Origin of the sequence: Candidatus Microthrix parvicella Bio17-1 (assembly GCF_000299415.1) — a bacterium.
Classification (GTDB): Bacteria; Actinomycetota; Acidimicrobiia; order Acidimicrobiales; family Microtrichaceae; genus Microthrix; species Microthrix parvicella.
On the sequence record NZ_AMPG01000001.1, the window covers coordinates 360,756 to 374,121 of the forward strand.

The window sequence follows — 13,366 nt, forward strand, 5'->3', positions numbered from 1 at the left end:
GTCGCCGAGCAGCATCTCGGTGGCCAGACCAGCTGGTCAAGAGCCGGCGTCTGGTCGATGTGGGTCGCCATCGTCGCTTACCTGGTGCGGAGCGACCCTCAGCGACCTCTCGCAGCCCTATCGTGTCGGTTCGGCTGAGTTCGGCCGGCACTGTCACCGGGCTCCCATACCATGACCTCATGGCGTTCGACCTGCCCAAAACACTGAGCCCCTCCAAGGTCTCCACCTTCACCGACTGCGCGCTCTCATTTCGCTTCTCGGCCGTCGAGCGGCTGCCGGAGCCTCCATCGATTGCCGCCGAGCGGGGCACGCTGGTGCACCGGGCGCTCGAGCATCTCTATGTGTTGACGCCTGCCGACCGCACCCCCGATGCCGCAGCGGCGTGCCTCGACCAGGCCGCCCTGGAGGCCTGGGACGATCCCGATGTTCAGGCCCTGGGCCTGGACGACGCCGGCAAAGCCACCTTCCAGGCAGAGGCCGCAGAGATGACCCAGCGCATCTTCATGCTGGAGGACCCCACCCGGGTCAACGCCGTAGGGCTCGAGCTGCGTATGGAGACCGAACTCGCGGGCACACGCCTCCGCGGCATCATCGACCGCCTGGAGCTCACCACCGACGGCGAACTGGTGGTCACCGACTACAAGACCGGGCGGCCACCCTCCGAGCGCTACGAGCAGTCGAAGCTGGGCGGGGTGCATCTCTACTCGCTGTTGTGTGAACGGGTGCTGGGCCGACGACCCGCCCGGGTTCAGCTGCTGTTTCTCGGGAAGAACCCGCAGGCGATCATCGCCACCCCAAGCGAACAGTCCACCAAGGGGCTGGAACGTCGCGTGGGCGCAATTTGGACGGCGGTCGTGCGGGCCTGCGAGCACGAGGACTTTCGCCCAAAGCCAGGCCCGCTGTGCAATTGGTGCGCGTTCGCCAAGTACTGCCCCACCCAGGGCGGAGACCCCGCTCAAGCGGCGGTCGAACTGGGTAGCAAGCCCACCCGCCCCAGCTGACCGTGGCGCTCCCCACACCACGGGACTCCCTCGGGGAGCCTTGCGGTGCGAACCCTTCAGCCGGCCCGGCATCACGCGTACCATCACTCCGATGAACGAATCGGTCATTCCTCCACTTCCTGGATTTGGCGAGCCGGTCAAGGCCGCACCGGAGCCAAAATCGGCAGGGCTCATCGGCGTTCCAGCGTGGGTCGACCACGTCGACGGCAGGATTGATTCGTGGTGGGACCGGCTGCGCGGTCACGATCCGGTGGATCGCACGGTCTTTGGGCTGACGGAAGCGGCCAACCATGGCGTGCTGTGGGCGGTCCTTGGCGCAGCCCAGTCGCTGCCTCGCCAGGATCGCTGGAAACGGGCAGGCCGGTTCGCCGCTGCGCTGGGCGCCGAATCGGCACTGGTGAACGGACCACTCAAGGCCCTGGTGCTCCGCCCGCGACCCATCCCCCGATTTCGGGAATGGAGCCTGCGCACGCCCCGCACCTCGTCGTTCCCCAGCGGTCACTCAAGCTCGGCGTTCTGCGCTGCCGTGCTGCTGTCCGACGACAGCGACGTGCCCAAGGAGGTGTGGTTCACCCTGGCCGGAGCCGTGGCGCTCAGCCGTGTGCATGTGGGCATTCATTGGATGTTGGACACCATCGGTGGCGGGCTGTTCGGCTACGCCATCGGCAAAATCGCTGTTCGGCTCGTTCCGCTTGAATCGCGTCGCACCGGCGACACACCGCCAAGAGCGACCTCCGGGGCTCATCGGTAGGCCATCACCCGGGACCGCCACCTACCATGCAGCCATGGCACAGGTTGACGGCGAGCAGCGGTCAAGTACGCAGGTCCAGCGGATGAACAACCTCGAGTACCTCATGTGGCTGCTCGAGGCCGACCCGCTGCTGACCTCGCAGTTTGCCAACCTGACGATGCTCGACTCGGTGCCCGACATCGATCGCCTGCGGGCTCGGCTCGATCGGGCTGCGCAGATCGTTCCCCGCCTGCACCAGTGGGTGGAGGAGGCACCGGCGCGCATCGCAGCACCGTGCTGGCGGCCGGACGCCGACTTCCATATCGACCATCACTTCCGGGTGACCGAACTCCCGGCGGAGTACCGGCGACCCGGCGGACTGGAGCGGTTTGCCTGTGCCCTCGACCAGGAGCCGCTCCATCGCGACCGACCATTGTGGGAGTTTGTGCTGATCACCGGCCTGGATGGGGACCGGGCGGCGATGGTTCAGCGCATGGATCACACGGTGACCGATGGCGAGGGTGGTCTGCGCATGTCGATGGCCTTCATCGACCTGGAACGCGATGCCCCGGATCCGCCCCCGGTGGAACGGGCGACCGGATCCAGCGGTGGGGGGCTTCCACTTGGCAACCTGTTGGAGACCATTGGGCATTCGACCAGAAAGCGATGGAACTGGACGGTGTCCGGCATCGGCGAGGTGGTCGATCACGTACGACACCCCACGCGTCTGGTCCAAACAGGGGCCGAGGTCATCGATGTGGCCGGGTCGCTGGCCCGCCAGGCCCGGAGCGTCGACCGGCGCCTCAGCCCGCTGTGGACCGAACGCTCGCAGGACCGATCGCTGGCCACCACCCAGTTCCCCCTTCAACGGGTGATCGACGCGTCACGGTCAGCCGGGGTGACCGTAAACGATCTCTTCACCACCGCCGTGGTGGAGGCGGCGGTCAACCTGCACATCGATGCAGGTACGGTTCCCACCGAGTTCCGTGCTGCAGTACCCATCAGCACCCGAGACGGCGCATCCGGCGGCAACCTGTTTTCACCCACCCTCACCATCCTTCCGGCCTCACCCGACCTCTCCCCGGAGGAGCGCCTACACGCAGTGGCCGAGGTGATGAACCGGGCCAAGAGCGAACGGTCGGTGGCCGCCATGGGGTCGCTGGCCGCTGGAGCCCGCCTGATGCCGACCACGGTGCTGACGCAGGTGGGCAAATGGGTGACCTCCAACATCGACCTGGTGCTTTCCAACCTGCGGGCGGCGCCGTTCGACACGTTCATGGGGGGCGCGCTCGTGGAGGCCAACTACCCGATTGGGCCGCTCACCGGCGCAGCCGTCAACGTCACCACCATGAGCTATCGAGGCAGGATGGACATCGGCGTTCACACCGACAGCGCAGCGGTCCACAACGCAAAAGACTTTACTGACGGGATCTTGGCTGCCTTCGAGGCGCTCACCAGCTGATCTGCAAGTTGACGGGCCGCTGAAGCGACCTCTCGCTGCGGTGAAACCGAGCGGTCAGTTGACCAGCGTGTCGCTTTCGAGCAGGCGGAGCAGCGTCCGCACATCCAGCAGGAGATCGGCCACTTCGCCGGAAGGCATCAGCCTGCGATCATTGATGTCGCCCAGCCCACGGTCGACAAGGGCCTTGAGTTCGGCCAGGGTCGTCTCGGGAGTCGCGGCGGTGGTCGTGGCGGCTGCATCATCTACGGTCGTCTCGGTCACGTCCGGCAGTCTATGCGGGAATCCGAACGTGACCAGCACCCCACCGAGCGGTCGCCCGGTACGGTCCGGCCATGCCCGCACGCATCGACCATCACGCCGCCACCAGCGCCGACAGTCGGCGGACCCGACCCGGCGTCACGTTCGCCTCGTTCCAGGCGCTGGGCATGGACGCCGGGCTCGAAGCCGCCAGGTGGGCGGAGGAACTGGGGTTCAACAGCTTCTGGACAGCGGAGACCACCGGCGCCGAGGCCTTCGCCACCCTGGCCGCCGCAGGTGCAGCGGCAACGCGGCTCGGGCTGGGAACCGGCGTGCTGGCCCTCCAGCTTCGGACTCCACTTCTGGCGGTGCAGGGGGCCGCCACCCTGCAGGCGCTGCATCCGGACCGGGAGATCAGCCTGGGCGTCGGGGTTTCCTCTCCGGTGGTGGTGGACCGGTGGCACGGGGCCACCTACGGCGATGCCCCGCTCGCCCAGGCACGCGACTGGATGGCCGTGGCCCGTGCCTTGATCGGAGGCGACAAGGTTCGTCACGAGAGCACCCACTACTCGCTGGGACCGACCCGCCTGGGTGTGCGTCTGGACCACAGACGGCCACGACTTGTACTGGGCGCGCTCAACACCCAGATGCTGCGGCTTGCAGGAGCAACCGCCGACGGGGTGCTCCTGAACTACCTCCCGGCGTCGGCCGTGCCGTGGTGCATCCAACAGGTGCGCACCGGCGAGCAAACCGCAGGGCGCCCACCCGGGTCAGTGCGGATCTCCGCCTACGTTCACGTCGGCGTGTGTGATCCCGAAGTCGCCCGTCCGAAAGGCCGACGCGACCTGTTTGGGTACGCGGTGGTGCCCGCCTACGCACGAGCCTTTACCCGAGCTGGGTTCGGTGAGGAGATCGCTGCGTTCACCGCCGCAATGGACGTCGGCGACCGCGACACCGCGATCACCGCCATGAGCGACGCAATGGTCGATGCCATCGACATCTGCGGGGATGCGGCCACCGTTTCCGATGCGGTCGAGGCCTACCACCAGGCCGGGGTCGACGAGGCGATCATCATGCCGCTGCCATGGGGCGAGGACCGGATGGCCACGATTCGCGCCACGATGGAGGCGACGGCGCCGCTGCGTGTCAGCACCGACGGGAACATTCGCCGGGAACGATTGAGCATCGCCGAGTCGGGCTTTCGAACCCAGGGCCATCAGATGATCGAGTGGGTGGCGGATTACTGGCAGCGCACCGACGACCTCCCAGTGGGGCCTTCGGTCGAGCCGGGGTGGGTGCGTGACCAACTCGATCCCCACCCGCCCCAACTTGGGGGCGACCTGGCCGGAGCACTGGCCGACCTCGACCGGGTGATCGTGCCGGCGCTCACCCACTGGCAGGCACCCGGCTTCTTCGGCTACTTCCCTGCCAACGCCTCCCCGCCGGCGGTGCTGGCCGAGTTGGTATCGGCCGGACTTGGCGTGCAGGGCATGCTGTGGGCGACGTCGCCGGCGGTCACCGAGTTGGAACAGCACATGCTGGACTGGCTGGTGGAGGCCTGCGGGCTGCCCGAGGTGTTCCGTCACCGCCGGGCCGACGGCAGCACCGGCGAGGGCGGAGGTGTGCTGCAGGACTCGGCGTCGTCGGGCACCCTTTGCGCCATCCTGGCCGCCCGCCACCGCCTGGGCATCGGAACCAGCGACGGTCCGTCGGTGGACGACTGCGTGGTGTACGGCACCGCCGAAACTCATTCGTCACTCGAAAAAGATGCCCGGGTGGCAGGCATTCCAGGCTCGCGAGTGCGCGCGGTGCCCACCGACCCGGATCTCGCCATGGACCCATCAGCGCTGAAAACCATGCTGGCCGACGATCAAGCGGCCGGGCTGGTGCCGTTGTTGGTGTGCGCCACCGCCGGGACCACCTCCACCGGGGCATTCGACCCGGTGGAGGCCATCGCCGAGGTCACCGAACCGCTCGGGATATGGCTCCACGTCGATGCGGCGTGGGCGGGTTCGGCGGCGATCGATCCCGAGTATCGCTGGGTGATCGCCGGCGTCGAACGCGCCGACAGCTACCTGTTCAACCCCCACAAGTGGCTCATGGTCAACTTCGACTGCTCCGCGTTCTGGGTGCGCGACCGCGCGGCGCTCACCGAGGCCCTCAGCATCGTGCCCGAATACCTCCGCACCGCCCGGTCAGACGCCGGCGAGGTGGTGGATTTTCGAGACTGGCAGGTGCCGCTCGGACGGCGCTTCAGATCCCTCAAGCTTTTCTTTGTCCTGCGCCACTACGGACTGGAGGGTCTCAGAGAGCACATTCGTGCGGGGGTTGCAGACGCAACATGGCTGGAGGAGCAGATCGACAGGCACTCCAACCTCGAGTTGGTGGCACCGCGCTCGTTGGCGCTCGTGTGCCTGGCCCACGTCGCTGGAGACGAGGCGACGCAGCATCTGTTGGATGCCATCGACTCCGACCCTCGCTACCTGTGCACCCGCACACTCGTCGACGGCCGGTTGGCCGTTCGGGTGGCGATCGGCAGCCCTCGTACCACCCGGGCGACCGTCGAAGGGTTCTGGCGGTTCATCGACACGTCGGCTTCGCAGTGACGTTCGGTCGACGGCTGGCGAACGCAGCGGCGTAGGGTCGCCAACCATGGAACTCACCGGCACCACCATCGTGATCACCGGAGCGGCCAGCGGCATCGGCGCGGCCCTGGCACGACGGTGTGCCGATGAGCGGCCCGCCAACCTGGTGCTGGCCGACCGGGACATCGAGGGCGCCGGTGCCGTGGTCCGGTCGATCGAAGACGGCGTGTCCGGTCAGTGCGTGGCATGGTCGCTCGACGTGGGGCGGGAGGGCGCAAACGAGGCGTTCATCGCGGAGGTCGAGGCCAACATCGGCCCAATCGACTTGTTTGTCGCCAACGCCGGCATCGCAACCGGCGCCTCAGAACAGGGTGACGACGCCACCTGGGACGCCATCTGGGATATCAACACCATGGCCCACGTTCGATCTGCTCGTGCCCTCATCCCATTGTGGCTGGAGCGGGGTGGCGGCTACCTGTTGACCACCGCCTCCGCCGCCGGGCTCCTGACCAACCTGGGCGATGCGCCCTACTCCGTGACCAAGGCGGCTGCTGTGGCGTTCGCCGAATGGATCTCGATCACCTACGGCGACCGCGGCGTCAAGGTGTCGTGCCTGTGCCCTCAGGGTGTCCGGACGCCCCTCCTGTTTCCTCCCGGCCAGGAGGGTGAGCCAGCACCCCTGGCCGCAGATGTGGTGCGTGCGATGAACATCATCGAACCGGAGGAGGTGGCTGAGGCGGTACTTCAAGGATTGGCCGATGAACGGTTCCTCATACTCCCCCACGAGGAGGTGGGCCGCTACGCCGCGCACAAGGGAACCGACCGGGAGCGGTGGATCAAGGGCATGCGCAAACTTCAAGCCTCGTTGGTCTGACCACGTCGACCGGTTTGAGGTTGTCCTAACCGAGGAACTGGCTGGAACCCCACAGGCAGCGCCCATCGGGCAATGCGATCAGCACAAAGCCGTTGCGTTCGGAGCCGTTGACCACCGACACCTGCCGGCCGTTGGCCCCCATGGCATCTGCAGATGCGCCCGCTGACGGCGCCGATCGCATTTTGTAGCTGTACCCCGCCGGCGCTCCGCTGATGATCCGCACCGAGGTCGGGTCGGAGCAGTCCGAAGTCGAGGCGCGCTCGTCGGTAGTGGTTTTGGTCTTTGGAGGCGCTGCGGTCTTGGGAGGTGCCGTGGCCGCCGGCGCCACCCGAATGGTCGTTGGGGGCGCCGGCCTCACGTCGGGAAACGTGCTCCACGGAACCAGCATCAATTCGGCCTCCCCATCGAGGTCCAGCTTGGCGAGCGTCTGGCGCACCGCCGGCTGCGCGAGCTTCGCCTGGGCCTCGCTGCCGAAGGGTCCAAGCGCAACGGCGACCGATGCCCCACCGGCCACAAACGACGGCATCGAGGCATCGACCAACCCCACCCGTCCATATTTGGTGAGGGCATCGCGGCCGCCAAGCTGAGTCACCTCGGTGTCGCTGCCGTGGCGCTCGAGCAACAGGCCCCAGCCAAGCCCCAGCCGCGTCGGGGCGTCGGCGTCGCACACCGGCTTGGGGTCCACCGGCTTCGCCACGAACTCCTCTGCCAGAGCTCGCATGACGGTGGCCTCCTGAACGACCATCGAGTCTCCCTTGGGATCCGGAAGAACGACCATGCCCTGGATCCGTCCCTGGTCATCGACCAGCGGGGCTCCCACATGCCCCGGACCGGCGAGACCAGCGGCCGCCCCGGTGACCGTCACCATCGGAAGATCCGGACCGCCCACCGTCCCCGTGACCTTGGTTGCCAGTAGTTCGGAACCATTGTCGGAGCGGGCCGCATAGCCCACCACGGCGCCCCACTCGTCCTGCTTCGGACGCGCCTCGGACCATCCGAGCGACCCTTCGATCGCCCGGTCCACTTCGATCACCGCCAGGTTCGGCGCCGGCCAAGCGCCGATCACCGTCCCTCGAACCCACGAGCCGTCGCCCAGGTGGAGCCACGGTCGGGGGTCGATTCCCTTGGTGGGATCATGCCCGTCATCAGCCAACGACGTCGACGCGGTGACCAGGTGATGGTCGTCGATGGCGAATGCGGTCGACGGTACGACCCCACCGTCGCAGGCACGGGCCACCACGGCGGCGACGGCTGGACCGGTGGAGGCGACCAACCTGCCCGAATCAAAAGGGCCGGTCGATTTTCCGCTCACCTGAGGCAACGTTGCCCCCGGCGCACCCAGCCCCTCGCCGCCGGCCGCATCGACAACAACCGCAGTGCTGTCCGGGGAAGCGGTCGTGGCCGGGGAGGAGCCGGCCGGGGAGGTGGTGGTGATCGTCGATGCGCGCCCAGTACCGGCGGGGGCCCCGCTGCAACCCGAAAATCCCACGGCAATCACTGTTGCCGCCGTCAACCCGGCGGCGATCAATGGCTTCACGCTGTTGGCTCGGCGAACGCGCATGATGGAGGAGACCTCCCGGTCAATCGCCCGTCGCACTCCAGTGTGCCCGCTTCACGCCCGCAACAGGTGGATCCGAGGCATCAACCGGCGATGGGTAATAGCGTGCGACCAGTCGATGCGGAGGGAACCCCATGAACCAGACCGGCCTGACACCAAAGGTGGAACCACCGACCGACGGCCTGTCGCTGGACGATGCCGCACTTGCCGACTGGACCCGCTGTGGGGTGCCGCACCTCTTGGGCCAGTACCGACCGGTTCATGACGAGATTGATGCCACCGACTTGCTGGTGGAAGGCGAGCTACCCGAAGGGCTGACGGGCAGTTACCTGCGCAACGGCCCCAACCCACTCCTTGCCCCGCACGGCCCCTACCACCTCTTCGACGGCGACGCGATGCTGCACGGGGTCACGTTGGGTCACTCGGGTGCCTCCTATCGCAACCGTTGGGTTCGGTCGGCAGGGATGATGGCCGAGGCCGAGGCGGGCCGGCCGCTGTTCGGGGGCCTCGCCGGATTCAGGCCGCCGCCGGACGACGTCATGGCCAAGGTTGGCATGATGAAGAACACGGCCAATACCAACATCGTGTCTCATGCCGGACGCATGCTGGCGCTCATGGAGGCCTCTCCCCCCACCCAGGTCGACCCAGACACGTTGGCGACGCTGGGCGTCTTCGATTACGACGGCGCGCTCGCGGGGGCGATGACGGCTCACCCAAAGGTCGACCCGGCAACCGGCAACATGCACTTCTTTGGTTATGGGCCGTTTCCCCCGTACCTGCGCTACCACGTGGTCTCAGCCCACGGTGACCTGCTGACCAGCGTCGAGATCGACCTGCCGCAGGCGGTGATGATGCACGACTTCGCCATCACCGACAAACATGCGCTGTTCTTCGACCTTCCCGCAGTGTTCGACGTCAATGCGCTGATGGAGGGCAAGCCCTTCACCCGTTGGGAGCCCGACCTGGGTGCACGCATTGGTGTGCTGGCCCTCGACGGCAGCGGGCAGGTTCGCTGGTCCGATATCGACCCCTGCTATGTCTTCCACTTTCTCAACGCGTCGGAGGACGCCGCCGGAAACTTCGACGTGGTCGGCTGCCGGTCATCATCCCTGCCGGTCAGCTTTGGTGACCAACCCGCTGCCGACGTATCCCCGACCCTGCACCGCTGGCACATCGACGCCGCCGGAACGGTGACCACGACCCAACTCGATGATCGTCCGGGCGATTTCCCCCGCATCAACGATGCGCTCACCGGGCGCACCAATCGATTCGGCTATGTCGGGTGGCTCCGCGACGTGGTGCAGGGCGATGCCACCTTCGGCGGGGTGACCGCCTGGGACCTGGAGCGTAACGAGTCGGTGACCTGGGAGTGCGCACCGGCGGAGGTGTGCGGCGAACCGTCGTTTGCAGCCGATCCGGAAGGAACAGCCGAAAACGACGGTTGGTTGGTGACCTTGACCACCGACCTGGCCCGTGATCACAGCTACCTCGACGTCATCGATGCCCGCGACGTGGCCGCAGGCCCAGTGGCCAGGGTGAAGATGCCTCGCCGCGTTCCCTTCGGTTTTCACGGCAACTGGTTTGCGGCGGACTGCGTTTGCGGTGGGACTGCGTTTGCGGTGGGACTGAATTCGCTGCAACGAGGGTCTTTCAGGCTCAGCCGGACACAGCCAGGGCACGCGCGGCGGCGCGCTCGTCGTAGCCGAAGGGCAACAACGCCACCACCGGCGTGGTGACCCCGGCATCGACGTAGGCGCCGAGGTGCTCGCGGCACTGGCCGGCCGAACCCCAGATGATCAGCTCGTCCACCACCGAATCGGGAATGGCCTCGAGCGCGCCCTTGCGATCTCCTTCGCCCCAGAGCCGCCACATCTCACCAAGCTGCTCCCCTCGGCCCAGCCACTCGTGAAAGGCCCGGTAGACAGGAACGTTCAGGTAGGCCGCAATGGCGTGACGGCCAAGGGCCATCACGGTGTCGCGGTCCTCGGTGACCGCAACGAACAGGCGGGCCACCACCTCGCGTTCGGCGCCATCGGCGGCATCGTGAACGATCTTGGTCACCCGCGGCACGTCGGTGGCGGCCAACCAGTTGAGGATCACTCCGTCGGCCTCGCGTCCGGCGAGCGCCAACATGCCCTCACGCAGGGCCGCAATGTGGATCGGCACCGGCTCAGGCGGCAGCACTCCCAGCCGGAAGCCCTTCACCTGGTGGTGGTTCACCTCGGTCGTGACCTTTTCACCCGACATCGCAGCTCGGAGAAAGCGCACCATGTCCCGTACCTGATGGTATGGACGATCGAAGTCGATGCCGTTCCAGCGCTCCACAATCACATCCGAGCTGGTTCCGAGCCCCAGGGTGAAGCGTCCCGGCGCAGCTTGGGCCAGCGAGGCGACCGACTGTGCCAACAGGGCGGGCCCCCTGGTGAACGCCGGCACGATCGCCGTGCCGAGACGCATCGACGGTGTCCACACCGAGGCCAGGGCCAGCGGGGTGAACGCGTCAGTACCCATCGCCTCGGCCGACCACAGGTCGCTGTAGCCGGCGTCCTCCAGCTCCACGAAACGGTCCCGCTGTTCGCCCAGTGGCACATTGTCAAACGGAACGGTCATTCCCAGTCGCTTCACGGGGTCACCCCACGGACGCCCTTGAGCTCCTTCTCCATCCACGGCGGCAATCTGCCGGGCGTCGGCTCGGACACTTCCCGCACGATGGCCGACTGGCTGGCGATGCCCATCAGGGTGCCGTCCTCCGACCACTGGTACACGTCACCGTGGCCGAAACCGTTGTGCACCGCCTGGATTCGCACATCGAGCAACACCCACTCGGTGGGCACCACGCGAACCACTCGCAGCGTGTTGTCCAGACTGTTCGAGCGGGTCCACGAGCCGAACGCCTGGCTGATGCCCCACGGCACGTAGTCGCCGAGGACCGCAAGGCTGGCGGCCGACGGCTCCACGTCCCGGAGCCGCACCCACATGGCGGCCCGTCCCCCGGGCGCCGGGTCGCCGTTGAGACGATCCCACTGGTGGCCCACGGCCAGACGGCTTTCAATGCGGGACATGATCGAGGTGCCGAGCCCGCCCGTTGACTCACGAACCTCACACTCGTTCGGGCCCGGTACCTCCGGCATCACCGTCCACTGGCCGGTGTCATCCAGGTCACGCTGACCCAGTGCAGCGTTCACGGTGAGAATCTCCCGGTCGCCGACCCGTCCGACCACGCGGGCCTGGGCGGTGTGGCGCCCAGCCGCCGGGATGGTCACGTCCAAGTCCATGATCTCGTCGATCATGGCGTAGCTGAGGTACTGCGCGGTGGCCCACACCAACGGCCGGCCGGTGGTGCGCTCGAGTGCCAGGATGGCGGCACCCAGCCCAGCGCCACCGAAGAGAAACCGGCCCAAGGTGGCCAGACCGGGTGCCACCGGCAGGTACCAACGATGGGGGTTGTGCGTGGCCTCGAGGCCCAAGAATTCTCCGACATCCACAACGCCGAGGGTAGCTTCACGCACATGACCGACGCACCGTGGACCGGAGACGCCAGCTCGCTCGTCGAGGCCTTTCGCAGCGGAGACCGGTCTCCAATCGAGGAGATGGAGGCCACGCTGGCCGCCGCCGATGCCACCCGCTTGAACTGCTTCAGCCACCTCGACCCCGAGATGGCCATTGCCAAGGCGGCCAAGGCCGATACGTCCAAGCCGTTCGGCGGGGTGCCGCTGGGGGTGAAGGAGTTGGACCACTATGTCGGCTGGCCGGCCACGCAGGCCTCCCTGTTGTTCGCCGAGGAGGTCGCCACCGACACGTCGCTCAACGTGGACCGGACCGAGAAGCTCGGCGGCGCCGTGCCCTTTGGGCTGACCACGGCCAGCGAATTTGGCGGTCTCAACGTCTCCAACACCCGGCTCAACGGTGTCACGGGCAACGCTTGGAAGCCGGAGATGACGCCAGGTGGAAGCTCGGGCGGATCGGCGTCGGCGGTAGCCGCCGGCATCTGCCCGCTGGCCAGCGGAGGCGACGGGGGTGGTTCCATCCGCATCCCCGCAGGCTTCTGCGGGCTCCCCGGCTTGAAGACCACCGCCGGGCGGATTCCTCGGGGCCCCAACGCCTCGGTCCACCCGATGACCGTGGTCAATGGGGTGTTGGCCCGCTCGGTGCGCGACCTTGCCCGCCACCTCGACGTGGCGTCCGGCTACGACCCCGTCGATCCGTACTCGCTGCCCCGCCGGGATGGTTGGGAAGCCAACCTTGGCAGCTACGGCGACAGCCTGCGTGGCCGTCGAGCAGTGATCAGCCCCGATTTGGGCGTGGCGACCGTGAACCCCGAGGTGGCCCGACGCGTACGCGACGCCGGCGAGGCCCTGGCGGCCGATGCCGGGCTGGTGCTGGTGGACGTACCTGTGGAGCTGCCCGGGCTGGGTCTGGAGTGGGCCATGGGCAACCTGTGCCACCTGCGCCACGAGCTGGGCGACGACTGGCGAGACAAGCTGCAGCAACTCACACCGGCGATGGCGTTTGGTCTGGAGATGGCCGACTCGGCCATGAACCTGGACACGATGGGCGCCGCAGAGGCGGCCCGGACCCGGGCCAACGCCACCCTGGCCGAGCTGTTCGCTCAGGTGGACTTCATCATCTCTGCCACCAACCCCGATACCGCGTTCCCGGCCCATCTCGAGGTGAACACCCGGGTGGCGGGCACAAAGGTCGACCTGGGCAACAATGGCGCACTCACCATCCCGTACAACATTGTCGGCAACCCGGCGATCTCCATTCCCGTGGAGCAACTGAACGGACTGCCGGTGGGCATGCAGGTGGCCTCTCGGCATCACAGCGAGGAACTGCTGCTGGATCTGGCCGCGCTTGCCGAGGCACAGTGCCCTTGGCCGCTGGTGGCGCCCAACATCTCGTAGAGGCGCACCTCCTCC

The 13,366-nt window shown here is 67.4% G+C and carries 11 protein-coding genes; 7 read left to right on the top strand and 4 right to left on the bottom strand.

The window, feature by feature from the left end:
- The first annotated feature begins 179 nt into the window (after nucleotides 1-179).
- From MPARV_RS0101720 to MPARV_RS0101730, 3 genes are all read left to right on the top strand, one after another.
- A complete protein-coding gene (locus MPARV_RS0101720; protein ID WP_020377009.1) occupies nucleotides 180-1,001 on the top strand; it encodes a RecB family exonuclease in 822 nt (273 codons plus the stop codon).
- Between the two features lie 91 nt (nucleotides 1,002-1,092).
- Nucleotides 1,093-1,752: a phosphatase PAP2 family protein gene (locus MPARV_RS20630; protein WP_020377010.1), complete on the top strand. Its 660-nt coding sequence runs from the start codon at nucleotides 1,093-1,095 to the stop codon at nucleotides 1,750-1,752.
- A gap of 34 nt (nucleotides 1,753-1,786) precedes the next feature.
- Nucleotides 1,787-3,193: a wax ester/triacylglycerol synthase domain-containing protein gene (locus MPARV_RS0101730; RefSeq protein ID WP_172636542.1), complete on the top strand. Its 1,407-nt coding sequence runs from the start codon at nucleotides 1,787-1,789 to the stop codon at nucleotides 3,191-3,193.
- Nucleotides 3,194-3,247: 54 nt separating this feature from the next.
- On the opposite strand, the gene MPARV_RS0101735 is transcribed toward MPARV_RS0101730, so the two are convergent.
- Complete coding sequence (locus MPARV_RS0101735) at nucleotides 3,248-3,454, bottom strand: hypothetical protein (protein ID WP_155852288.1); 207 nt, start codon at nucleotides 3,452-3,454, stop codon at nucleotides 3,248-3,250.
- A gap of 71 nt (nucleotides 3,455-3,525) precedes the next feature.
- Between MPARV_RS0101735 and MPARV_RS23360 the strand changes: the two genes are divergently transcribed.
- The gene (locus MPARV_RS23360) at nucleotides 3,526-6,036 is read left to right on the top strand and encodes an LLM class flavin-dependent oxidoreductase (protein WP_012230650.1); all 2,511 of its coding nucleotides are present in this window, start codon (nucleotides 3,526-3,528) and stop codon (nucleotides 6,034-6,036) included.
- Nucleotides 6,037-6,082: 46 nt separating this feature from the next.
- Nucleotides 6,083-6,889: an SDR family oxidoreductase gene (locus MPARV_RS0101745; RefSeq protein WP_012230648.1), complete on the top strand. Its 807-nt coding sequence runs from the start codon at nucleotides 6,083-6,085 to the stop codon at nucleotides 6,887-6,889.
- A 25-nt stretch (nucleotides 6,890-6,914) separates the two neighbouring features.
- Here MPARV_RS0101745 and MPARV_RS0101750 read toward each other — a convergent pair whose 3' ends face one another.
- Nucleotides 6,915-8,450, bottom strand: coding sequence for a trypsin-like peptidase domain-containing protein (locus tag MPARV_RS0101750; protein ID WP_031277030.1), 1,536 nt, complete (start codon nucleotides 8,448-8,450; stop codon nucleotides 6,915-6,917).
- Nucleotides 8,451-8,581: 131 nt separating this feature from the next.
- Between MPARV_RS0101750 and MPARV_RS0101755 the strand changes: the two genes are divergently transcribed.
- Nucleotides 8,582-10,183, top strand: coding sequence for a carotenoid oxygenase family protein (locus tag MPARV_RS0101755; RefSeq protein ID WP_020377014.1), 1,602 nt, complete (start codon nucleotides 8,582-8,584; stop codon nucleotides 10,181-10,183).
- Here the strand turns inward: MPARV_RS0101755 and MPARV_RS0101760 are convergent.
- Nucleotides 10,104-11,057, bottom strand: a complete 954-nt coding sequence (locus MPARV_RS0101760) for an LLM class F420-dependent oxidoreductase (protein WP_031277032.1) — start codon at nucleotides 11,055-11,057, stop codon at nucleotides 10,104-10,106. The two genes, MPARV_RS0101755 and MPARV_RS0101760, sit on opposite strands and share 80 nt — an antisense overlap.
- 11 nt (nucleotides 11,058-11,068) lie before the next feature.
- On the bottom strand, nucleotides 11,069-11,932 hold the full coding sequence (locus MPARV_RS0101765; RefSeq protein WP_012230640.1) for an acyl-CoA thioesterase: 864 nt from the start codon (nucleotides 11,930-11,932) through the stop codon (nucleotides 11,069-11,071).
- A gap of 24 nt (nucleotides 11,933-11,956) precedes the next feature.
- Between MPARV_RS0101765 and MPARV_RS0101770 the strand changes: the two genes are divergently transcribed.
- Nucleotides 11,957-13,351, top strand: a complete 1,395-nt coding sequence (locus tag MPARV_RS0101770; RefSeq protein WP_020377015.1) for an amidase — start codon at nucleotides 11,957-11,959, stop codon at nucleotides 13,349-13,351.
- Nucleotides 13,352-13,366: the final 15 nt, after the last annotated feature.